The organism is Sulfurimonas sp. HSL3-2 (assembly GCF_039645965.1).
Classification (GTDB): Bacteria; Campylobacterota; Campylobacteria; order Campylobacterales; family Sulfurimonadaceae; genus Hydrocurvibacter; species Hydrocurvibacter mobilis.
In genome coordinates this window covers 1,734,267-1,758,096 of the sequence record NZ_CP147917.1, presented here as the reverse complement: position 1 = coordinate 1,758,096, position 23,830 = coordinate 1,734,267, and the positions used below count along the sequence as shown (strand labels likewise).

At 38.6% G+C, this 23,830-nt stretch carries 22 protein-coding genes and 1 other RNA gene; 14 read left to right on the top strand and 9 right to left on the bottom strand.

Annotation, left to right across the window (positions count from 1 at the left end; translation table 11 throughout):
- The first annotated feature begins 289 nt into the window (after positions 1–289).
- Positions 290–2,155: a P-loop NTPase fold protein gene (locus WCX87_RS08845; protein ID WP_345979327.1), complete on the top strand. Its 1,866-nt coding sequence runs from the start codon at positions 290–292 to the stop codon at positions 2,153–2,155.
- A 46-nt stretch (positions 2,156–2,201) separates the two neighbouring features.
- Here WCX87_RS08845 and ssrA read toward each other — a convergent pair.
- The 4 genes from ssrA to WCX87_RS08825 form a co-directional block, all read right to left on the bottom strand.
- Positions 2,202–2,577: a transfer-messenger RNA gene (gene ssrA / locus WCX87_RS08840) on the bottom strand.
- Positions 2,578–2,641: 64 nt separating this feature from the next.
- Positions 2,642–2,848, bottom strand: coding sequence for a hypothetical protein (locus tag WCX87_RS08835; RefSeq protein WP_345979325.1), 207 nt, complete (start codon positions 2,846–2,848; stop codon positions 2,642–2,644).
- A gap of 117 nt (positions 2,849–2,965) precedes the next feature.
- A complete protein-coding gene (gene trpA, locus WCX87_RS08830) occupies positions 2,966–3,706 on the bottom strand; it encodes a tryptophan synthase subunit alpha (protein ID WP_345979323.1) in 741 nt (246 codons plus the stop codon).
- Complete coding sequence (locus tag WCX87_RS08825) at positions 3,703–4,107, bottom strand: Hpt domain-containing protein (protein WP_345979321.1); 405 nt, start codon at positions 4,105–4,107, stop codon at positions 3,703–3,705. The genes trpA and WCX87_RS08825 overlap by 4 nt, the downstream gene beginning before the upstream one ends.
- Positions 4,108–4,194: 87 nt before the next feature.
- On the opposite strand from WCX87_RS08825, the gene panB reads away from it, so the two are divergent.
- From panB to WCX87_RS08810, 3 genes are read left to right on the top strand one after another with little or no spacing between them, the layout of a single operon-like run.
- Complete coding sequence (panB, locus tag WCX87_RS08820; protein WP_345979319.1) at positions 4,195–4,986, top strand: 3-methyl-2-oxobutanoate hydroxymethyltransferase; 792 nt, start codon at positions 4,195–4,197, stop codon at positions 4,984–4,986.
- Between the two features lie 9 nt (positions 4,987–4,995).
- A complete protein-coding gene (ruvB, locus tag WCX87_RS08815; protein ID WP_345979318.1) occupies positions 4,996–6,000 on the top strand; it encodes a Holliday junction branch migration DNA helicase RuvB in 1,005 nt (334 codons plus the stop codon).
- Positions 6,000–7,031 carry an AI-2E family transporter gene (locus WCX87_RS08810; RefSeq protein ID WP_345979316.1) on the top strand — a complete coding sequence of 344 codons (1,032 nt, stop codon included), beginning with the start codon at positions 6,000–6,002 and terminating at the stop codon, positions 7,029–7,031. The genes ruvB and WCX87_RS08810 overlap by 1 nt, the downstream gene beginning before the upstream one ends.
- Before the next feature lie 14 nt (positions 7,032–7,045).
- Here WCX87_RS08810 and WCX87_RS08805 read toward each other — a convergent pair whose 3' ends face one another.
- Together WCX87_RS08805 and waaC are read right to left on the bottom strand one after the other, a co-directional pair.
- Positions 7,046–7,936 (bottom strand): lipid A biosynthesis lauroyl acyltransferase, encoded by an 891-nt coding sequence (locus WCX87_RS08805; RefSeq protein ID WP_345979314.1) that lies wholly within the window; start codon positions 7,934–7,936, stop codon positions 7,046–7,048.
- Complete coding sequence (gene waaC / locus WCX87_RS08800) at positions 7,930–8,919, bottom strand: lipopolysaccharide heptosyltransferase I (protein WP_345979313.1); 990 nt, start codon at positions 8,917–8,919, stop codon at positions 7,930–7,932. Before waaC ends, WCX87_RS08805 begins: the two co-directional genes overlap by 7 nt.
- A 33-nt stretch (positions 8,920–8,952) precedes the next feature.
- On the opposite strand from waaC, the gene WCX87_RS08795 reads away from it, so the two are divergent.
- From WCX87_RS08795 to pssA, 9 genes are all read left to right on the top strand, one after another.
- The gene (locus tag WCX87_RS08795; protein ID WP_345979311.1) at positions 8,953–9,858 is read left to right on the top strand and encodes a cation diffusion facilitator family transporter; all 906 of its coding nucleotides are present in this window, start codon (positions 8,953–8,955) and stop codon (positions 9,856–9,858) included.
- Between the two features lie 61 nt (positions 9,859–9,919).
- Positions 9,920–10,825, top strand: coding sequence for a PDC sensor domain-containing protein (locus tag WCX87_RS08790; protein ID WP_345979310.1), 906 nt, complete (start codon positions 9,920–9,922; stop codon positions 10,823–10,825).
- Positions 10,822–11,433: an imidazole glycerol phosphate synthase subunit HisH gene (gene hisH / locus WCX87_RS08785; RefSeq protein ID WP_345979308.1), complete on the top strand. Its 612-nt coding sequence runs from the start codon at positions 10,822–10,824 to the stop codon at positions 11,431–11,433. The genes WCX87_RS08790 and hisH overlap by 4 nt, the downstream gene beginning before the upstream one ends.
- Positions 11,434–11,561: 128 nt before the next feature.
- Positions 11,562–12,275: a 1-(5-phosphoribosyl)-5-[(5-phosphoribosylamino)methylideneamino]imidazole-4-carboxamide isomerase gene (gene hisA / locus WCX87_RS08780; protein WP_345979306.1), complete on the top strand. Its 714-nt coding sequence runs from the start codon at positions 11,562–11,564 to the stop codon at positions 12,273–12,275.
- Positions 12,276–12,338: 63 nt separating this feature from the next.
- Positions 12,339–12,713 carry a chemotaxis response regulator CheY gene (locus WCX87_RS08775; protein WP_345979304.1) on the top strand — a complete coding sequence of 125 codons (375 nt, stop codon included), beginning with the start codon at positions 12,339–12,341 and terminating at the stop codon, positions 12,711–12,713.
- Positions 12,713–13,540 carry a 50S ribosomal protein L11 methyltransferase gene (locus tag WCX87_RS08770; protein WP_345979302.1) on the top strand — a complete coding sequence of 276 codons (828 nt, stop codon included), beginning with the start codon at positions 12,713–12,715 and terminating at the stop codon, positions 13,538–13,540. Before WCX87_RS08775 ends, WCX87_RS08770 begins: the two co-directional genes overlap by 1 nt.
- 6 nt (positions 13,541–13,546) lie before the next feature.
- Positions 13,547–15,550, top strand: a complete 2,004-nt coding sequence (gene ftsH / locus WCX87_RS08765; RefSeq protein ID WP_345979301.1) for an ATP-dependent zinc metalloprotease FtsH — start codon at positions 13,547–13,549, stop codon at positions 15,548–15,550.
- On the top strand, positions 15,543–16,163 hold the full coding sequence (locus tag WCX87_RS08760; RefSeq protein WP_345979300.1) for a phosphatidylserine decarboxylase: 621 nt from the start codon (positions 15,543–15,545) through the stop codon (positions 16,161–16,163). Before ftsH ends, WCX87_RS08760 begins: the two co-directional genes overlap by 8 nt.
- Before the next feature lies 1 nt (position 16,164).
- Entirely contained in the window at positions 16,165–16,890 is a 726-nt protein-coding gene (gene pssA, locus WCX87_RS08755) for a CDP-diacylglycerol--serine O-phosphatidyltransferase (protein ID WP_345979298.1), read from the top strand.
- Positions 16,891–16,895: 5 nt separating this feature from the next.
- On the opposite strand, the gene WCX87_RS08750 is transcribed toward pssA, so the two are convergent.
- Complete coding sequence (locus WCX87_RS08750; protein ID WP_345979296.1) at positions 16,896–19,244, bottom strand: tetratricopeptide repeat protein; 2,349 nt, start codon at positions 19,242–19,244, stop codon at positions 16,896–16,898.
- Between the two features lie 362 nt (positions 19,245–19,606).
- Between WCX87_RS08750 and WCX87_RS08745 the strand changes: the two genes are divergently transcribed.
- Positions 19,607–21,466 carry an EAL domain-containing protein gene (locus WCX87_RS08745; protein WP_345979294.1) on the top strand — a complete coding sequence of 620 codons (1,860 nt, stop codon included), beginning with the start codon at positions 19,607–19,609 and terminating at the stop codon, positions 21,464–21,466.
- Positions 21,467–21,480: 14 nt separating this feature from the next.
- Here the strand turns inward: WCX87_RS08745 and WCX87_RS08740 are convergent, their stop codons facing one another.
- Entirely contained in the window at positions 21,481–22,425 is a 945-nt protein-coding gene (locus tag WCX87_RS08740) for an HD-GYP domain-containing protein (RefSeq protein ID WP_345979293.1), read from the bottom strand.
- 150 nt (positions 22,426–22,575) lie between these two features.
- Positions 22,576–23,820, bottom strand: a complete 1,245-nt coding sequence (serS, locus tag WCX87_RS08735; RefSeq protein WP_345979291.1) for a serine--tRNA ligase — start codon at positions 23,818–23,820, stop codon at positions 22,576–22,578.
- Positions 23,821–23,830: the final 10 nt, after the last annotated feature.

The window sequence follows — 23,830 nt, the reverse complement described above, 5'->3', positions numbered from 1 at the left end:
GTCTAGAAATGCTTACATGTAAAGAAAGTGTAAAGCAGTTGTAGATGCCGTCTTGACAGAGTCCTTATATACTTCTAGTATCAAAAAATAAAAGGATACAAGATGAATAAGACAACATCACAAATACTTCTAGGTCTAGCAATGCTAAAACTCTCTTTACTAGCCGTCGCAGGTTCTGCCGTAGCTTCTGTGTTTAGTAATGTGTAGATTTGTAGAACTTACTAAGGTGAAACTAAAACAATAGATTTATGTATAATCGTTGTTGAAATTTATTGTTAGGAATAAAATTATGGAAATAGAAAGTGATTTGATAAGAACAGATGGCTTAAACAAAGAAGAGATTACAGAAAAATTAAATCAATTATTAGCTCTAGATAATGAAGATTATAAAGATGGATTTGTTTTATCAATAGATGGAAGGTGGGGTATTGGAAAAACTGTATTTTGGAAAGAATATACAAAAGAACATTTAATAAAAAATGGACAATATCAAGAACATGATATTGCATATGTATCTTTGTTTGGAAAACATTCAATAGAGTCTATTAATTCCGAAATACTATTGAAAGTCTCAAGGAAAAGTAAAATTGCCAAAGGAATAGATGGATTAAAAGCAAAATATTACCCGGCTTTGAAAGAAATTAATAAAATGACATATGGTATTGGAGGTGTTCTTGGGAGTGCTGCTTTAAGTATACTCAGTGATACAGACTTCAAAGGTAAAATTATATGTTTTGATGATTTTGAACGTCTATCAGACAATATTTCTCATAAAGATATTATGGGATTAATATCGTCACTTAAAGAAGATAAGAAATGCAAGATTGTAATGATTATGCATCAAGAGAAGCTTGGAAATAAGCATAACAATATATCAAGTTATGATATAAACTCGACTAATGTAGATGGAGAAAAAAATGTAAGTTTAAATTTTAATACTTCAAAAACAGAGAATAGTGAGTATACAGAATATAAAGAAAAAATAATTGATATAGAACTATTCTACTCACCATCAATAGACAGTTTATTTAATATAGTAAATAACAAGATTAAATATGAACCTTTCAAAGAGTATATGATTAAATATTTAAAAGATAAAGATATTAAAAATATAAGAGTAATGAAACGAATGGTTACTGCTTTAAATGATTTTGACTTTATTAAAGATTGGGGTTTTTTACATAAAAATTCTAAAAGGCAAATAGCCGAAAATATTTTAGAAATATCAACTATTTATGCTCTTTTTCATTTTATAGAACTTGAAAAATTACGTAAATATACTATTGAGAAACCTACTCATCATCTCAATAGTGATAAACCTTTTCCAATTGATGATAAGTTGGAAAAGATACTACATTACATATACTATGATATAGAATATATCATCACCCCTATCACAGAAGTATTAGCAAAATATATCAATACAAGTATTATAGATAAAGAAAAACTTTATAGTGTAGTAGAAGAAGATTCTAACAATTTCAAAAGGTCGCAACTTTATGATGATATTATGAATTTAGGACGTCAATATTTAGATGATTTTTCATTAACAAGTAAAGAGTATAGTGAAAAATTATATGCATTGCTAGCACAAGATACAAAAATAATAAGTTTAGTGCATCCCAATAATTTTTTATTTTATATAGAAGAGTTAACTCGAATTGATGAACAAAATAAACCGCAGTATGATAGTTTATTAATCGAGGCTGGAAAACATTATATAGACGATTTTTTTACAATAAATGAACATATAAGGTATTATAGAGAATCTGAATATAATACAGTGATTTCTTATAATAAAGAACTTAAAAAGTATGCAGAAGATACCTATAATAGAGTAGTAAGATCACAACTTGATATTAAAGATATTAATAACGCTCTTGAGAATTTAATATCTAGCCATTCTACTAGTAGTGATGTAGCACGATTGCAATTTTTAACTAAAGACGATTGTAAAATGTATTTAAATGAAAATAAAGACTTTACAGAAATTTCATTTGAATATCTGAGAAAGAAATCTCATATTGCAGAAGTTGAAAATTTTAGAAAAAATTTGATTTATGCTTTGAAAGAATTATCTGAAGAAAATAATGACTTAACATATAGAATAAATAGAATGTTTAAGATAGCTCAAATAGAAGATTTAAAAGAATAGTAAAGAGCAAATTTTTATTATTTTAGGATGTTTTAGGAGGTTGTATTGGTGGAGCTGTGGAGAATCGAACTCCAGTCCGAAACCAAGCTACCCACGACGTCTACATGCTTAGAGAAGTTGTTTGGTTTAATCCTGCTTCACACAACTTGCAAAGCTACACAAGACGAGCCTCAAAGATTCGTTTTAGGCTGAGACAGACCTAAAATATATCTACATGAAGGGTTATACTTCGAATCCTGCCTATCTAGAGTCAACAGGTGAAGCAGCCCGCCTCGTTAGGAGGGGTTAAAACTTAAGCTACTGCTAAAGCTGGGCGATAATTTGTATTGTTTGCGTTTAAGCAAGTTGAGCCGCGTAACGGAAGTGCTCAGTCCGACATGCAATCATGAGCTACCTAATCCCGTCGAAACCAGGTCAGCCCCATAGTGAAATACTATCTAAACTTACTTATAAATAAGTTTAGATGTACTTATTAAATGAAAAAATTTAGCCTGCCATATTCATTTTGATGACAAGGTGTTCTCCCTCTTCTTCTACAAAGAAGTTATGCTTGCCGCACCACTTGTCATTCATGTGGTTTTTACGCTCGTTCGCGTGAAGAAGAGCATCGTCTTTGTTGTCAAAACTTACCTCTGCATCGTGACCGCTTTTTTTGAAACATCCGCATTGTCTTTCTACTATTACTTTATACATATATTGTCCTTGATAATTTTTCGGAAGTATAAGTCATAAAGATTAAAGCCAAATACGGGGATTGAAAATGGTGCTTACATGTAAGGATGTTTAAAGCTTACATGTAAGAAGTCGTAGTTACGAGTTGATCTCGTTTTTGATGATGAAAGCCAGACTAGAACAGTCTTCTATCTTTTGTGCGTATGTTAGATCGTCTCTTAAAAGGATGTCGATAAACGCAGAACCGACGATGACGCCGTCTGCACCCTTTACTTTGTCTCTGGCAGTATTTGCATTCACACCGAAACCTACATATGCAGGAGTGTCGGTAAACTCTTTTATAGAGCTGATGAAAGGAGTAAGGTCTTCAGCTTTTCCTGAACCCGTGATACCCGTATATGCGACCATATAGATGAATTTTTTTGCATCGGTCACTATCTGCTTGATGCGCTCTTTAGAGTCTGTCGGAGCGACAAAAGAGATGTTTGCTACAGAGTTGGCGTCAAACATATGTTTATATGCGACCGCCTCTTCGTGAGGTACGTCAGGGATGATAAGTCCGCTTACCTGTAACTCTTTTGCCGTTTCAAGAAGTTTTTCCATACCGAACTGATAAAACGGGTTGAAGTATCCCATCCACAGAGTGTCTACTTTGTCTGAGATCTCTTTTGAGATCTCTAAGACATCACGAAATTTAAATCCGCTTTCTAAGGCTATGTGGTTTGCTCTTTCGATCACGGGACCGTCTGCCACAGGATCGGAAAACGGGATGCCCAGTTCGATGCTGTCGACACCGTTTTCTCCAAGTGCCAGAGCAAGGTCGATACTAAAAGATTTTTCAGGGTAACAAGAAGTTATATACGCTACAAGTTGTTTCAATTTTTATCCATATCAGGTAATTTCAATAGGGCGAACTCGATCTTGGAAAGATCGTTATCAAGTTTGAGGTCATCATACCATTTTTCAAACATATCACTTATGCTGAGCAGCCATGTTATGACCTCTTCATTCGCAGGACCGTCCTCTTCTCTTAGTGTCTCTAAAGCACTTTCGACAAAGGTTGAGAGTCTTATGATAGGCTCTAGTCTTAAAAAAGATGAAGCTGATTTTAGGTTGTGAAATATACGAAAAAGCTCGTTTATGTCATCTTTGTAATGACTCTCTTTTGAAAGGTTGACGATGAGCGGTTCCATAACATCTACCATCATGGAAAAATGTTCTAAAAACTCATCGACTATCTCAAAATCAAAGTTTGCTTCAAGTTCTCGTCTTACGCCCATAAGTATAGTTCTCCTATATTGCTTTGGATTATATCATTTTTTGGTTAAAATCTCTTTAGAGAAATTTATCTAAAAAGATTTACTAAAATGATGAAAAAAATGACAATTTCAAAAATATTAAATGCTAAAGGTAACACACCTTTAGTGATGATCACGGCTTATGATGCACTTTTTGCAAAACTTTTTGAACAAAGTGCGGACATCCTTTTAGTCGGCGATAGTCTCAACATGAGCTTCGCCGGTAAAAGTGACACACTCAGTGCTACACTAGAGCAAATGCTATACCACACTAACGCGGTATGCAGCGGTTCTCCGTCAAGTTTTGTCATCTGCGATATGCCTTTTGGAACATACATGTCAAAAGAGGACGCACTGAGCAATGCGGTAAAGGTGTTTCAACAGACACCTGCAGACGCTGTAAAGATAGAGGGCGGCGCGGATAAAGCCGACATAGTAAGACATCTGACATCTAACGGCATCGCAGTCTGCGGTCACATAGGTCTTCTTCCTCAGTCGGTTAGAAGCGAAGGCGGTTACAAGGTCAAAGGCAAGGATGAGGCAAGCGCGCTTTCACTCATAGAAGATGCAAAAGCCATAGAAGCGGCAGGTGCGTTTTGTATGGTCATCGAGGGTGTAAAAGCTGACGTGGCTACACGCGTGGCAGCAAGCGTGTCCATTCCTGTTATCGGCATAGGTGCGGGTAACGGAGTAGACGGGCAGGTTCTTGTGTTTTCAGATATGCTCGGACTTTTTGAAGAGTTCACGCCGAAGTTCGTTAAAAAATACCTCGACGGAGCGACACTGGTAAAAGATGCTGTCGCGACATACGCCGAAGAGGTGAAAAAAAGAGATTTCCCTAGTGAAAAATATATATATTAAGAGAGTAAGATGGAACGCATAGTAGAGATCGAAAAATTCACTTCCGATGAGAGCACCGAGGTCACATTAAGACCCGATGCATGGAATGAATACATCGGTCAGGAGCAGATCAAGAAAAATCTTTCGGTGTTCATAGAAGCGAGTAAGAAAAGAGCCGAAGCGCTTGACCATACGCTTTTTTACGGACCTCCGGGGCTTGGAAAGACTACTCTTGCACTTATCATCGCAAACGAGATGAACGCGAACATCAAAGTCACGGCCGCACCGATGATAGAAAAAAGCGGCGACTTGGCGGCGATACTCACAAATCTGGAAGAGGGCGATATCCTCTTCATTGATGAGATCCACCGTCTCTCTCCCGCAGTAGAGGAGATACTCTACTCTTCGATGGAAGACTTCCGCATAGACATCATCATAGGCAGCGGACCTGCAGCTCAGACGGTAAAGATAGACCTTCCGAGATTTACGCTCATAGGTGCGACGACGCGCGCGGGGATGCTTTCAAATCCTCTTCGTGACCGTTTCGGAATGAACTTCAGGATGAACTTCTACTCGGATGAGGAGCTTGCCCGCATCGTAATGCAGGCATCCAAAAAACTCGATAAAGAGATAAAAGCGGACGCAGCTCACGAGATAGCAAAAAGAAGCCGCGGGACTCCGCGTATAGCACTTCGTCTGCTTCGCCGTGTAAGAGACTTTGCCGAAGTGGCAAATGAGATGCATATCGAGCATAAACGCACACAATACGCGCTAAACGAGCTTGGCATCAACTCTCACGGTTTTGATGAGATGGATATCCGTCTGCTTGAGCTGTTGGTGGCTTCAAAAGGCAGACCTATCGGTCTTAGCACCATCGCGGCGGCGCTGAGTGAAGACGAGGGGACAGTTGAAGACGTCCTTGAACCGTACCTGATAGCAAACGGCTACTTAGAGCGCACGGCAAAAGGAAGAATGGCGACACATAAGACCATAGACGTACTAAGATTTAAAAATTCAAAAGAGAGCCTGCTTTAATGAAATCACAACATCTGCTTATCATACTTTTTGGTGCATCGCTTTACTGGATGTACCGTTTATATGAGCCTTTTCTGCTTACGATGCTCATCGCTGCACTTTTGGCGATATCGACTGCAAATATACAGTGTCATTTTACGAGTGTGACAAAGTCCAGATTTGTCGGAAGTCTGCTTACGACTTTCCTGCTGGCAGTCCTTTTCTTTGTCCCGCTTGGTTACTTCTTGGCGAACTTTACGATCAGACTCAATCATCTAGACCCCGAGACTCTGTCTAAGATCGATCATTCACTAAGAAATTTGATAGCAAATCCTCCGCACTATCTGGCATTTGCAAAACCGTATCTGGCAGACCTTTTAAAAGACTTGCAGCTTGGTGACTTTGCGACAAAAGCTCTTTCATACGCAGGCACCATCGGTTCATACAGTGCAGGGTATCTCAAAAACTCGCTTTTGATCATCGTCTTTTACTTCTTTGCGCAGTACAACGGGGATGTGATCATCAGATTTATCAAAAAAGTGGTTAAGCTTCCTGAAGATGACAACAAGCTTCTGACGTATGAACTCTCTTCTGTTATGAGTACGGTGTTTTATTCCATTCTTGCGACGGCGATGTTCGAGGGTGCGCTCTTTGGTGTCGCAGTTTCATTTATGGGTTATAATGGACTGCTCTTTGGTATCATGTACGGATTTGCCTCATTGATCCCTGTTGTCGGCGGGGCTTTGATGTGGCTTCCGTTTGCAGTTTATGAGTACAGTCTGGGCAACGTAGGCGCAGCTTTTTTCATCGCGATGTATTCGATAATCATGATCTCTATTATCGCCGATACGTTCATAAAACCGGTGATCATCAAAGAAATAAATATCAGATTTATAAAGTCAAGCGTGAAACTCAATGAACTGGTGATCTTCTTTGCCATCATAGCGGGACTTGCGACTTTTGGGTTTTGGGGGATGATACTTGGCCCTGCGATCACATCGTTTTTCTTGGCACTTTTAAAACTCGTCGAAGCGAAATCTTTCGCCGAGTGATCTTACATGTAAGGCTATTTTTTATAGATAGCCGGGTAGTCGTTCTTCCAGCGGCGGTGCAGCCAGAACCACGGTTTCGGGTTTTTTAGTATCTCTTTACTTAACCAGGATGCCTGCATCTGTGTCGAGATAAGGATGTCATTTTCCACATCTTCTGTTTTTGGAGGGATAAGTTCATCATACACTTTTATGGTGTAGTTCTCATCTTTTTCATCCGCATGTATAAGTATCGGTATGAGTGCCGCATCAAACTTTCTAGCTAGGTAAGCCGTAGATTTTATCTGCAGAGTTGGGTGGTTTAAAAAGTCTACTTTCAGACCGTCTTGTTTGCTTACGTTTGTGTCGACTAAGATCGCTATCGCTTTTTTTGCGCGGAGTCTTTTTACAAGCTCTTTTGCCGCACCGTGTTTTTCTGCATAACTCATCTTCCATTTTGCACGTGAAGAGAGAAGATAGTTTTCAAAATATTTGTTATTCATCCCTTTGTACACGACCATGATCGGTTCGACGCAGGCACTAAGCATCTCAGCTCCTAACTCCCAAGCTCCATAATGTGAGGTTACAAAGATGATAGGGCGTTTTTCTTCCTGTACTTTTTGGATGATCTCAAGGTTTTCGAACTTCACTTTTTTGGCGATGTCGTCTATGGAATAGTAACGCCCTTCAAGCGTGTATAAAAAGTTTAAAAGAAGAGATTTGTATGAGTACTTTGTCACCTCTTCGACGAACTTTTCGTCAAGGTTGTTGCCGTACACGAACTCCAGGTTCTGTCTTACTACTTTCGTGTATCTTTTACTCAGCAGGTAAGCCAAAGATGCAAGTCCTGTAAAAAAAGAGCGTCTGACTTTTTTTGGAAGCAGCATCAAAAATTTTTCTAGCGCTAAAAATAGATAAAAACCTACCATTTTAAAAGCTCCTTGGCTTTGTTTGCGACCGCTATCGGGTCTATATCTTTTATTGAAAAGTCGTTTTTGTCAATATGCGATATATCGACTTTTGAATCCGAATGGATCGCTACATTGGTAGTCGTAGGATATATCATCCTCTCGTTTGTCGGACCGAAAAGTGTGATGGAAGGCACATTGTACGCCCATGCCATATGTGTAGGTCCCGTGTCGTTTCCGATGACTAAAGATGCGTGTGAGATAAGCGCACATAACTCTTTTAAATCAAGTTTTGGCGTGAGCTGTGCATTCTCGGAATGCTGTGCAACAAACTCTGCGTCAGCTTTTTCCTGCTCGCTTCCCCAGACGATATAGGTCTTACATGTAAGGGAGTTACACACCTCTGCGACTTTCTCTTTTGGGTAGATCTTGCTGGCCCATGATGCACCGATGACAAAGACCGCATATCTCTCTTGTGTAAAAAACGGTCGTTCATATGCAGGTAGAGTAGGCTCTTTCGTGTCTATCATCTCATCGCTTATTTGTAAGTCAAGAGCATCGTTTATAAGGGCGACATTTCTTTTGATGACACTGAGCTCATAAGGGATGTTTGAAGTAGATGCATAAAAGAGAGATGCAAGTGATTCTCTTGCAGAATCTTTATCATAGCCGTGTATGTTCTTTCCGATGATCCTAGAGACAACAGCTGACTTTAAAAGTCCCTGCATATCGATGATAAGGTCATACTTTGGAAGCGCTCTCAGTCTTTTTACGGTCTGCACAACTCCTGAAAAGTTTTTCTCTTTTTTGAGTTTTTTGAGGTTTATAGTATGGACTTGATGGATGAACGGATGTTCAGTTAAAAGCGGTGCAAAAACCTCTTCGCAGATCCAGTCGATTTTTATATTTGGGTATTTTTGACGGATAAATTGTAGTACAATTGTAGCATTAACAATATCCCCAAGAGCTGAAAGCCTGACTAAGGCTATGTGATTAAGTTTCATGGGCGGTATTATATCAAAAGTAGCGGAATAAAAATGTCAGAACATCATCATCACCATCACCATCACCACGTAAGCGGAAAAAACCTTTTAGTCGCGATTATATTAAATCTTACTATTACAGTCTCACAGATCATAGGCGGTCTGTTTTCAGGTTCACTTGCACTTTTAAGTGATGCTCTTCATAACTTCAGCGATGTATTGACACTCGTCATCGCTTATGTCGCAAACCGTCTTTCACACAAAGAACATACCGAAAGCAAGACTTTCGGGTACAAACGAGCCGAGATCATAGCGGCATTTTTTAACACTTCCGTTTTGATGGCAGTCGCTTTCTTTTTGATATATGAGTCGTACCAAAAACTGATGCATCCGGAAAGTGTGGACTCTCTGATAGTCGTATGGCTTGGTGTGCTCAGTATCTTTTTAAATGCTCTAGGCGTACTGCTTGTAAAAGATGATGCGCATCACAATATGAACATCAAAGCGGCGTATCTTCACCTGCTTTCAGACATGGTGACATCTGTTGCCGTCGTAGTGGGCGGATTGTTGATGTACTTTTATGAGATATATTGGGTCGATCCTCTTGTTTCGATGATTATCGCGCTGTATCTGATAGGGGCGTCATGGAGCCTTATGAAGATCTCGCTTTCTGTTTTGATGCAGTTTACACCTGCAGGCATAGAGGTGCAAGATGTCATAAAAAAGATAAAAGAGACGCAAAAGGGGGTAGAGAACGTGCACCATATCCATCTTTGGCAGTTAGATGACCATCACATCTTTTTAGAGGCTCATCTGAATTTTAATGAAAATATCTCCATTGGGGAATGCAGTGTTATCTTGGACTCTTTGGAGCAAGTTTTAAAAGAAGATTTTGACATAACTCACACCACATTTCAGTGTGAATATAACCGCTGTCATGTGATGAACGCTATAGTATAGGGCGGTTAATTTAAAAATATGATGTTATAATCGCGAAACTATTTTAAAAAAGGTATCTAACATGGTCGCATCGGATATTCAAGATTTTTCGCTTGGTCGTACCAAGGCAAGAGCTTACTTTTGTTATCTGTTTTCTAAAAACATCCCAGATAGACTACCGTCACTTTCGCCTGAAATGATAATGCCGAGGCTTTTAAAGATAAAAGCCGATCTGCAAAACTGTGATGCAGTGTATCTTCTGGATTACAAAGGTGTACAAGTTTCACCTACGTATACGAAAGATAGTATTTTAGAAGATGATGTAGGCAAGATACGTGCCGACAGAGCTTACTATTACCGTGCGGTGAGAGAAAAAAGATGTACTATCACCGATCCTTATCCGTCTCTGCTCAGTCCTGAACTGACGGTCACTGCTTCAAAGCCGATCTTTGATGAAAAGGGTGATATAAAATATGTAGCGTGTCTGGATATGCCGCTTGATGAGGTACTGAAGATCTCCCATCTAAACACGATGGACACCTTCTTTAAAAACTTTTTCAAGTACTCATACGCAATATTTGCCGTTGCGTTGATCGCCGTTGCGATACTGCTTTTTGCCAAAGGCGTACAGAGCTTTTTCGTGTATGAGATATCTCCTCAAAACTTTGAGATCAAAAATGTCTTTGAAGCGACGATCCTTCTGACCTTGTCCTTAGCGATGTTCGATCTTACCAAGACGATCATCGAAGAGGAGATAACCGGCCAAACCCAAGAACATAATATCTCCGGACCGCATAAGACGATGGTGAAGTTTTTGGGTTCTATTATCATCGCTCTTTCGATCGAGGCTTTGATGCTGGTGTTTAAGTTCGCGATAACCGATCCTGACAAGCTTTTATATGCCATGTATATAGTCGGCGGTGTTGCGACACTGCTTATCAGTTTGGCAGTCTATATAAAATTTACGAAAGAGAAACATCAAAAATGATAGCAATTATTGACTACAATATGGGTAACTTGGCAAGTGTGAAAAACGCATTTGCCAAACTTGGAAAAGATACCGTCATAGTGTCTGATCCTGATAAGTTTAAAGACTACGATAAACTTATACTACCCGGTGTAGGCGCTTACGGTGATGCAATGGATCACTTAAAAGAGCGTGGAATGGATGCAGCCATAAAAGAGTTTGCGGCAAGCGGAAAGTATATGTTCGGTATCTGTCTTGGGATGCAGCTTCTTTTTGATAGCAGTGAAGAGTTCGGTAATAACGAAGGACTCGGTCTGATAAAAGGTAAAGTAGTGGAGTTTGACACATCGAAGTTCTCTCATCCATTAAAAGTACCGCATATGGGATGGAACAGGATGTTTACAAAAGAGCATCCTCTTTTTAACGGGATGGATGAGTCTCACTATCTTTATTTTGTACACTCGTTTCACGTAGTATGCCAGAATGAAGCCGATATCATAGGCGAGACGGAGTACGGTTATAAGTTCACGAGTGCGATAGCACACGACAATATTTTCGGTATCCAGCCACACCCTGAAAAGAGTCACACAAACGGACTTAAAATATTAGAAAACTTTATTAATATTTAGAGTTGGAAATTAAACTTTAGTCGCCACAGCGGCGCAAGCGAAGATAAAGGGACTTTGTTCCTTTATCGGACAAATCAAGATGAAGTTTTTCTTCATTTTATATAATAAAATTAAGAGATGGACGATATATGACTTTATACCCTGCAATTGATTTAAAAGACGGAAAAGCGGTTCGCCTTACAAAAGGCCTGATGGATAGTGCAAAGATATACTCAAACGAACCATGGGAACTTGTAAAAAAGTTTGAAAGTATGGGTGCGACCTGGGTGCATCTGGTTGATCTAAACGGTGCCTTTGCAGGTGAGCCGAAAAACCTTGAACAGATCATCAAGATCAGAGAGAACTGTAACGTTAAACTCGAACTTGGCGGCGGTATCCGTGATGAAAAAACGATACAAAAAATGCTTGAGATCGGTATAGACAGAGTTATCCTCGGCTCTATAGCAGTAAAAGATCCGGCTTTTGTTAAAGAGATGGCAGCAAAGTATCCGATCGCTGTCGGAATAGATGCGATCGACGGTTATGTAGCGGTCGAGGGCTGGGGAGAGGTGAGCACTATGAAAGCTACTGATCTGGCTCGTGAGTTCGCAAATGCGGGTGTTGAAGCGATTATTTGTACGGATGTCGGCAAAGACGGTACATTAAGTGGCGTAAATGTCGATTTTACTCTTGATATCGCAAGAGCAAGCGGCGTGAGTACGATTGCAAGCGGTGGAGTAAAAGATGCAAGTGATATTGAAGCGTTAATGGCAACAAACGAGGTTGACGGCGTCATTATCGGAAAGGCATATTACGAGGGTACTTTGGACTTAGAACATATGTTTAAAGTTATTTCAAACTAAATTAGGCTATTATTAGCCTAAATTCTATAAAAAAAAACATATAATTTATAAAAAGGATTATATTTGAAATTATTAGTCGTTGATGATAGTTCTACAATGCGTCGTATCATTAAAAATACTTTGGCTCGTTTGGGTTACAAAGATGTTTTAGAAGGTGAAGACGGATTACAAGGGTGGAACGTATTAAATGAAAATCCAGATCTAGGTATGCTTATTACCGACTGGAACATGCCTGAGATGAATGGTTTGGAACTTGTAAAAAAAGTTCGTGCAGACGCGCGCTTTAAAGATCTTCCGATCATCATGGTTACAACAGAAGGCGGTAAAGCGGAAGTTATTACAGCTTTAAAAGCAGGTGTGAACAACTATATTGTCAAACCTTTTACTCCTCAAGTATTAAAAGAGAAACTCGCTGCAGTTATGGGCATTGAGGGTTAATGCAGGAATTCTACAATCAACTTGTGGTGAGAGTCTCATCTCACCACGATCTTTTTAGTGACTTTTTAAGTGATACTCTACCTATAGGTTTTGAAGAATTAGATGACGGTTTTATTGTCCGAAGCGAAGATGAATTAGAAACTATAAAATGGGGACTAGAACAGTTTAACGAGGCTTTACAAAAAGCATTGAACCAACCTATAGAGATAGAGTTCACCTTAACTAAAGAGAAAAGCAGTGACTGGGTCAAAGAGTACCAAGAGGGCATTACTCCGGTTTTAATCGAACCTTTTTATATCTACCCGACATGGGATGAGCCAAAAGAGGGGAAAGTAAATATAGCCATAGACCCTGCATTGGCTTTTGGAACAGGACATCACCCTACTACGGCAACATGTCTTCAAGCAGTTGCAAAGTATGTAAAAGAGGGCAATGAAATCATAGACGTGGGGTGCGGAAGCGGAATACTCAGCATCGCTTCTATGAAACTGGGAGCCGTAGCTGATGCTTGTGACACTGATCCGATATCAGTTGAAAACTCTAAGATTAATGCCACGGAAAATAGTGTAGAATATAGAAAAATATGGGAAGGTTCAGCTTCTATAAGTGACAAAGTATATGATGTTACGATAGCAAATATCGTAGCTGACGTACTTACATATATAGCAAACGACCTTAAGAAGATCACGAAATCCGGCGGAATTATGGTTCTGTCTGGGATCTTAGACAAATATGAAAACAAAGTGTTGAAATTTTATCAAGACTGCGAGTTAATAGAACGTATACCCCAAGATGAATGGGTAACATTAATTTTAAAAAGAGGATAAAGTATTATGGGGTCTCCCGACAATAAAAACGACAATAAAAATAACAACTTCTTCAATAACAATCCACTTATAACTTTTGCAATATTTTCAGTAGTTATAATCTTGATCTTTAAAGCACTTATCGGTGACCAGGGAGCTACAGGTTCAATGAACTCATCGATCGGCGGAACTGTTAAAAATAAACAGGTCAGCTACTCCGAACTAAAGACATTAGTATCTGAGAAAAAAGTTCAAAAAGTTGAGATCGGACAGACATACATCCGTGCTATCGGCATGGAAGACGGAAGAAAAGTCTCATATACGACGCGTATCGTCGGTAATGATAACACTTTAGTACCGCTTCTTGATAAAGAGAACATAGACTACTCGGGTTTTAGCGAATCAAACTGGTTTACAGAGATGTTCGGATGGCTGCTTCCATTTTTGATCATCATCGGTATATGGATGTTCTTTGCAGGCCGTATGCAAAAAAGCATGGGCAGCGGTATCCTTGGAATGGGGAACTCTAAAAAACTTGTAAACTCTGAAAAACCGAAGACAAAGTTTGACGATGTCGCAGGTGCTCAAGAAGCAAAAGAGGAAGTCTTAGAGATAGTAGACTTTTTAAAATACCCTCAAAGATATGTAGAGCTCGGTGCAAAGATCCCTAAAGGTGTTCTTTTAGTCGGTAGTCCGGGTACGGGTAAGACGCTTCTTGCAAAAGCTGTTGCAGGAGAAGCTGAAGTCCCGTTTTTCTCGGTAAGCGGTTCAAGCTTCATAGAGATGTTCGTGGGTGTCGGTGCCGCACGTGTGCGTGACCTTTTTGAACAGGCGAAAAAAGATGCTCCTTCTATCATCTTCATCGATGAGATCGATGCGATCGGTAAAAGCCGTGCAGCAAGCGGTATGATGGGTGGAAACGATGAGCGTGAACAGACATTGAACCAACTTCTTGCAGAGATGGACGGATTCGGTACAGATACTCCGATCATCATCCTGGCAGCGACAAACCGTCCTGAGGTACTTGACAGTGCATTGATGCGTCCGGGTCGTTTTGACAGACAGGTACTTGTAGACAAACCGGATTTTCAAGGCCGTATAGAGATCTTAAAAGTCCATGTCAGAGGCGTTAAACTTGCAGATGACGTCGATCTTGAAGAGATCGCACGTATCACAGCAGGTTTAGCAGGTGCAGACCTTGCAAACGTCATCAACGAGGGTGCACTATTAGCGGGACGTAACAATAAGAAAAGTGTGAGCCAGAAAGATCTTTTTGAAGCGGTCGAACGTGCTATTGCAGGTCTTGCAAAAAAATCTCGCCGTATCAATCCAAAAGAGAAGAAGATCGTTGCTTATCACGAAAGTGGTCATGCACTTATGGCTGAGATCACAAAAGGCGCGAAGAAAGTCTCTAAAGTATCTATCGTTCCTCGCGGGCTTGCGGCTCTTGGTTATACGCTCAATACTCCTGAAGAGAACAAGTTCATGGCACAGAAGCATGAACTATGGGCTGAAGTCGATGTTCTTCTTGGAGGACGTGCAGCTGAAGAGGTGTTCTTAGGCGAGATATCTACAGGTGCAGGTAATGACCTTGAACGTGCGACTGATATCATAAAATCTATGGTTCAGGTATACGGTATGAGTGATGTTGCAGGACTTATGGTCTTAGAAAAACAGCGTCAATCATTCTTAGGCGGCGGAGCACCTGCTGCTAGAGAGTTCAGCGAAAAGATGGCTGAGAGTATGGATGAGTTTATTAAAACAAGTCTAAACGAGCACTATGAACTTGTAAAAACTAGTCTTAAAGAGTATGCAGGGGCTATTGAAAATATGGTCTCTTTACTGTATGATAAAGAAAATATTACGGGTGAAGATGTCCGTTCGATCATTGTAGAGTTTGAAAAAGAGAACAACATCGAAAGTAAAGTCGCTCCTGTAAGTGATGAGATCGAAGATGAACTTAAAGAGGACGCTACGATGACTAAGAAGCGTTCTAAAATAGAGGAAGAGAAAAAAGATGATGATGAATGATACTTTTGTAGTTTCAAAAGCCGGGCACAAGCACATAGCAGTCGCTGCTGCCTTTTTCATTCTTTTTACTCTTTTAGGATGGGGATTTTTTAAACTCCTCAGCCTTCTTGCCCTTGCATTCTTTGTCTTCATATATAGAAATCCTGAACGTGAAGTCCCATATTTTCAAAACGGTTCTTTAGTGAGTCCGGTTGATGGAAAAGTCACTGCGATCAACAGTCTGGACAACGGATATGAAGTCGTAGTAAAATCTTCTTTATTCGATACTTCGATATTAAGAGCTCCATTTTTAGCAAAAGTAAAATCATTTCATATCAGAAAAGGTGCCAGACTATCTACGGATATCAGAAAGTCTATGCTTCTTAATGAAAAGCTTGAAGTCGAGTTTGAAGATAATAAAAAACATATTGTACATGTAGAACATATCTTAGATAACAGCGTAGATGATATAACTGTAAATCTGCATTCTGATCAAGAGATAAACCAAGGGAAAAGATACGGTGTCATGACAAGAGGAAAAACTATTATCAGACTTCCTATTACATGTAGACTCTCTTTACATGTAGGTGACCAATTAAGAGCCGGTGAGACTCTTTTAGGATACGTATCGTAAGATGTCCAAAAAAAAATCCGGCGTCATCTATATTCTTCCAAATATATTTACCGCTTCTAGTATCTTCGCCGGTGTCATAAGTATAATCAACTCGATCAACGGTGATTTTGTTACAGCTTCATGGCTCATAATGCTTGCCCTTATATTTGACGGTCTTGACGGCAGAGTAGCACGTCTTACGAACACATGCAGCAGATTCGGCGTAGAGTTCGATTCACTTGCCGATCTGGTCGCTTTCGGTGTTGCTCCGGCTCTCCTTTTGTATATGTATGCGGGACATGATTACGGAAGAGTCGGCATAGTCATCGCTGCACTGTTCGTCATTTTCGGGGCGATCCGTCTAGCCCGTTTTAATGTTATGACGTCTCAAGTCGAGCCTTCCGTATTTATCGGTGTTCCCATACCTACTGCTGCTGTCTTTGTTTCGATCCTTATCCTTCTTTTTGAAAAATATGAGGTATTACACAACTTTTCATACATACTTCTGGGGCTTTCTGCTCTCGTATCACTTTTGATGGTAAGCAACATAAGATATCCGAGTTTTAAAAAGTTTAATTTTTCTAAGCGGTATGCTCTTAGATTATTTGTATTGCTGTTATGTCTTGCCCTGGGAATATTTATATACCCGATAGAGGGATTTGCTCTGATATTTATAGTCTATATACTCTACGGACTCGTCAGAGCTGGGATAAATATGAATAAAAGATCTATCAATATAAAAGATTGATCTGCTTAGTTATGGTGCTCTTTTTCATAAAATAATGCATCAGTGTCTATATCGAATGTAAAATAGTTTGATTGAAATCCGACTTCAGCGATATGACCCAGTTGGATGACTGCACCCTTATTGTTTTTCTGTTCAAGGTACAATAATCCAAGAGCAAATCTGCTCTCTGAGTTTTCAGGATTTTTCAACTTTGCAAGTTCAAGAAGTGCTATCGCATTTGCATGATGCCCTGCTGCGATGGAAGCGACTGCGCCTAAGAAGAGTGTTTGTGAATCTTTTATCTTATAGTCGTCTATCAGCTGATTGAAGATCGTGTACGCTTCTTCATAATCTTTACTAAACAGATCTGTCAATGCAAGCGTATAGAGCATATCCTCCGGTGATTCTTTTGTCGTATTGATCTTTTCTTGCAGTTGCGTCTTAAGAGGATAAAGCGTTCCTGTGACAAGTGCCTGCTGCACATAGAGATATCTTGTGATATATGGTCCGAAATAGAGATCTTCATAATTAAAGTTCTGTTTTTTCATAAAGAACAGAGTCTCTTTTGCATACTCTTTACTATCGCTGTTTTTCAGCTTTGCATCTATATAGATGATCTGAGGAAGAATGTCATGCGGCAGAAGATAGCTCAGTTTTTGGGCAGACTTTTCTGCAATATCGTTTTTACCTATTCTGTTTGCGATTATAACATCCATTATAAGATAAAGCGGTCTGTCCTGATAATTGTGGTTAAGCCATTTCGCACTTCCCATAAGATTATTGTGAGCGATATTCAATAGTGTCTTGTAAAGCTCTATTTCTTCTGAATTCTCTTCATTTGCAAGATTGTCTTTTAGTATCGAGTTGAACTTATCATAGTTTTGATGCATTATCTGCGCACACATAATAGTAAATATTCCCGAAAGATAGTTGTTGGAGTCTAAATGGTATGATCTTTTAAAATGCTCATATGCCTTTTGTATATCACCCATCTGTGCATATGTAAGTGCAAGATTATAGTGCAAAATCGAGTGTTTTGGCTGTATCTTTACTAATGCCTGCAGCTGTTTATTCGCATCTCTGAGTCTAAAAGACAATGCTTTTTTTATCGCTTGAGCTATCCCATAATTGACTGTAGAGGAAGATCTGCTTTTTTCAAGATAATCTTTTGCAGATGAGATGTCGTCGATATATATATTTGCATTTCCTTTTCTGATATAACTGATAGTATTTGCCGCATTAAATACTTTATACGGAGCAAAGTAAAAGATCTTCTCATATTTTATCCAGTTCTCGTTATCCATATTTTTTCTAAAGCTGGTCTGAGCGACATCGGTATTGAAAACAGATCTCTTTACCTTGACTTTGATAGGATATGGTTTATAGACCTCTTCAGGGTACATATCAGTTATATTATTTAATTGTTTCGATGCTTCTTGCAACTTTCCTGCTTTTATGTTTATAAGCGCTAAAGAGAGCTGTTCACGTATAGGATAGATATTTTGAGGGATAGAACCCGCAAGGTGTTTTTTTGCAAGAGTAAGATCTCCTATATTGGAGTATAAAAGACCTAGCGGTAGAGAATTTTCTTTTACGAAAGGATTTTCAAGAGCATCGATAGCTTCATAATAGTTACCAAGAAGAGTATTCACCTTTGCTTTTAATATCTGCTTTTGACCTACATACTCTTTTGATGTAGGATGTTCAAGACCGCTTAAAGACTCGATATAGTTGCCTTTATAGTATTGAATAAGGGCATAGTAGTATGAGTACATAGGAGAATCTATCTCTTTAGGAAGATATGCAAGTGCAAGGTTTATGTAGTATCTGAAGCTCTCTTTTTGATTTAGGTGGTGTGCACATACTGCTGCATTGATGGCACTGACGCAGACTTTTTCATTGTTTTGTATCGCTTTTTTAAACGTTGCAAGTGCTTTTTGGTACTGCTTGTCTTTTAACTGAGCGACACCTAAGTTGTACTGGGATATCGCTTCGCTGTAGAGTGCTATCTGTTCATAAAGGTTTAGAGCCTCTTGTTTATTGCCGTTTACGTAAAGATAGTTCGCTTTAGCAATGATCTTTTCCAGCTGGCTTTGTTCGATGATCTTTTTCGGTTTTTCTTTGAGTTTGTTTTCAATGTAGTCGACAGCTTTAGCTTCCTCTTTGTGTGAAGTGCTTTTGACGATTAGAAGAATTATAATGATGATGATAAGAAGAGTGATCGTCGCTGCGCTTGCGATCAGAATGATCTTATTTCTTTTTTTTGCTGTTTCCTCTTCACTATCGGCTTCAGATAGGATCTCACCCTGGTCGAAGCTTGTACCGGCAGCAGCATCTTCATCTTGGATGATTATTATCTCTTCTTCTTGCGCCATAGCGATCTCAAACCTTTACATGTAATAAGCGTATTGTATTATATAAGCAATTAAAGTACCAAAAACAGGAAATTAAAATCGAAGCAGCGTAGTAGAGATTTTTTTATTTGTGTATAAAAAGTACAACTTTTGTAATAAGTTATATTAGGTAGAGATCAATACGATTATTGCACTAGATTTTTATTTCATTTCATAGTATTATAATGTTATATAAAACAAAATATTTTTTTTATTATAAAGTTTACTTATAGAAGGTTTTCCCAGAGATGACAAAGAAGACTACTTACGCCAAAATCACTGCAAAAATTATTTTTGTCACAATGTTTTTTACACTTATTAGCGCATTTATGTATGGGCAGTTTATGAAAAAAGAAGCTATTTCAAGTCTAGCATATGTAGATGCGAAAAAGACAAGTATGCTTGTCTTTGAAACGCTTTATTCCGCAATGCAAAGAGGTTGGAACAAAAGTGATATCTACGAGATCATATCCAGGCTGAACAGAGTCGATAAAAATATGAAGATCGATATCTATAGAAGCAGTAAAGTCGCAGAACTTTTTGGTGAAATTGAGAAAGATAAAAAAGTAAGAGAAACATTGCCGTCTATCAAGAAAGCGATGACAGGTCAAGAGTTGTTGGATATTTCCAATGATGACTTTATAAAATATGATTACCCGGTAATAGCTAAAAATGAGTGTCTGAAATGCCATGTAAATGCAGAAGTAGGTACGGTACTGGGTGTTATAGATGTCTCGTATCCTATTGAAAATCTGAAAATATCACTCAATGAGATGATCAACTTTTTTATAATATTTATCATCGTATTCTCTATTGTAATTTTTGTGGCTATCTTTTTTGAGTTAAACCTGCATCTTATTAAACCGATAAAAAACTTTTCGAATGTCATCAGCAATATAACGAAGTCGAATGACATAACAAAACGTGTAGAAGTGACTGATAATATCGAAGAGATAGACTCTATAAAAAATACGTTTAATATGATGCTGAACTCAATCGAACATCAGTTCTATCATGACACATTGACAGGTTTGGAAAATAGAAAAAAACTGACAGAAAAGCTGGAACAGGGTAAGACCTCATTCTTAATGATCATCAATATAGATTCTTTTCAAGAGATAAACGATCTCTACGGTGATCAGGTCGGTGACATAATTCTTAAAGAGTTCGCTCTCTTTTTAAGAAAGATGATACCGGAGAAAGGGCAAATTTACAGATTGCACTCGGATGAGTTCGCATATATGTGTCAAGATGCTATTGATCTAACGGATTTCAAAAACTTTGCTGCTTTTTTAAGTGATCATATATCTAAAAAAAGTTTCACGATCGATTCAAAAGGAGAGGTGAGCCTGACTGCTACGATAGGTATATCGTATGGATCGGATGCGCTTTTAACCAATGCGGATATTGCTTTGTCAATTGCTAAAAAAAGCAGAAAGAACTACTTGGTCTATGAAGATTCTATGGCGATGGTCAAAGAGTATGAGAAAAACCTGGATTGGACGAAGAAACTTAAAAAGGCGATGGATGAAGACAGGATAGTTCCTCTGTTTCAGCCTATCGTCGATGCAAAAACACAGCAGATAGTCAAATATGAATCCTTGATCAGAATAATAGATAATGACGGTGGATATATAGCTCCTATACATTTTCTAGAGCTTTCTAAAAAAAATAAGCTCTATCATAAGCTGACAAAGATCATGATAGAAAAAACATTTAAGAAGTTTGAGAATCTGCCGTATTTTGTTTCGATCAATCTTTCAGTCGAAGATATATTAAATAAAGAGATACATGCATTTATAATAGATAAACTGAAAAACAGTCCTGTCCGTAACAGAGTTGTATTTGAGATCATCGAATCAGAAGGTATTGAAAATTTCACTCAGGTTATAGACTTTATCAATGATGTCAAGCAGTATGGTGTAAAGATCTCTATAGATGATTTCGGTACAGGATACTCGAATTTTGAGTATTTGATGAAGTTAAAAGTCGATTATATTAAAATAGACGGTTCAATGATAAAAAATATAGATGTGGACACAAACTCTCAGATGATCACACAGACAATAGTCGAGTTTGCTAAAAAGATGAAGATCCAGACTATTGCAGAATTTGTCTGTTCTAAAAATGTTTTTGATAAGATCGTAGACCTTGAAGTCGACTATGCTCAAGGGTACTACTTCGGCAAACCTACGGAACTGTAAGTCAAACTAGATACTTATGGTTCCTTGAACATAGTGATCATCTTGTCTAATAATCTAACGTCTAAATGTTCTTTCATAGTCGTTTTCATCAGTTTTAATGCATCAAATGTCGTCATAGGTTCTTTATAGGTTCTTCTGCTCGTTAAGGCATCAAAAATGTCACATGCCCCTATGATGCGGGCAAATAAAGGAATATCTTTTCCTTTTAATTTTAATGGATATCCTGTACCATCCATTTTTTCGTGATGATGTCTTATTCCTTGTAACACGTTTTTATTTTTTATACCTAACTTTAACCCAACCGTATATCCCAGGTCGGAATGCTTTTGTACTTCCTGAAATTCCTTGTCAGTGAGTTTTCCGTTTTTATTGATAATAGCGGGATCAATCTTGCTTTTGCCCAGATCATGTAAGAGTGCTGCTTCGCCTAGTTCCGCCAGGGTCTCCTGCTGTAGACCTAAAAAAGAACCGAGGCTGAGTGCATATATGGCAACATTTATCGAGTGTGTATGAGTGTAGTAATCATGTGAAGCGATGACAAGTAAAGACTTCAGCGTGAAATTATCTACTAAGATGGTGTCTACAAGATCACTTACTACCTCTTTACATGCTTCATAGTTCCCTAGTGTTTCCGGATTATTAAAAAGAGAGTTCAAGACTTCAGAAGCATTTTTGTATAGTAAAGCAGTGTCGTTCGGTGAGTTGATAGCATCCACTTCTTGTGAAGAATCGATAACATCTTTGCAGAACTGTTCATAATCTGCATACTCAGTTTCATTTATATATATAGTATTAAGTGTATCGAGCATTGATCTTTCATCACAACTGACAGGTATGCCGTTCTCTTTAAAACAGTGCATCTCTGTTTTTGATTCTGAAGGAAAAAATAGATCAAATCCAAATACCATACCTTCTTGAATAATGCTTTTATCAATCGGAATATATCTAGCGGCAGCCATTCTAATTTCTCTTTACATACAGATAGTATTGTTTGTTTTTATGAAATTATAACGTAAAGAAATTAAACAGTAATTAGTTTTATTAAATAATGTGTATTTTTATGTTAAATGTCGTGAAAGGGGCATAAATAAATTTATGCCTTTATATCTCTATAGATACTTTTCAAGTACCGTCGGCATAGAGATAGTCCCATCTTCGTTTTGAAAGTTTTCCATAATAGCTACCATAGTACGTCCCACTGCAAGTGATGAACCGTTTAGCGTATGGACAAGAGTGTTTTGTTTACCGTCTTTGTATCTTATCTTTGCACGGCGCGCTTGAAAGTCGCGAGTGTTTGATACTGAGCTTATCTCTCTGTATTGTCCTTGACCGGGAAGCCATACCTCAATATCAACAGTTTTTGCCGCACCAAAACCAAGGTCTCCGGTACAAAGAGTCACAAGTCTGTGCGGAAGGTCCAATGCTTCAAGCAGGTCTGATGCACAAGCTACCATCTCGTCAAATATTATATCGCTCTCTTCGGGTTTTGTAATGGCTACAAGTTCGACTTTGTGAAACTGATGTTGTCTGATTATCCCTCTCACATCACGTCCCGCACTTCCTGCTTCTTTTCTAAAACATGCAGTATGTGCAGTCATCTTGATAGGCAGTTCTTCTGCTGCGATGATCTCGTCTTGATAAAGATTGGTTAACGGGACTTCTGAAGTAGGGATAAGATACAACTCGTCACCATCTATCTTGTAAAGATCCTCTTCAAATTTCGGAAGCTGTCCCGTGCCTTCAAGTGCACCGCGGTTAACGATCTGAGGAACACTGACTTCGTTAAATCCGCGTTTTTCATTAAAATCAAGCATAAAGTTTATAAGTGCACGTTCGAGTTTCGCACCCATACCGTTGATAACACTGAATCTGCTTTTTGCAAGCTTCACACCGCGTTCAAAATCGATCCAGCCGTTTTGTTCTGAAAGTTCCCAATGCTCTTTTGGTTTAAAACTGAATTCGCGAGGAGTTAAAACTTTTTTTATCTCGACATTGCTCTCTTCATCTTCACCGTCGGGTACATCGGCATCCGGAAGATTCGGTACAGCCATAGCGCGAGTGATGAGTGCCTCTTCAGCCTCTCTTTGCAGATCAAGAAGTTCCGTGACTTTCACTTTGTTAGCATCGACTTTCTCTTTGAGCTCAGCTATGTCTTTGCCTTCGCGTTTATAGACTCCAAAAAGTTTACTCATCTCGTTTTGTGCAGCTTGTGCCGCTTCATAAGCAGCTTTTGCTTCTTTCAACGTCTCATTTTTTACTTTTAGATCAGCTAGTATCTCTTCATCGACACCTTTTCTCTTGAGTTGTGCTGAAACATTTTCAAAATCTTTTTGCAGTAGTTTTAAATCTATCATCTTTTCCCTT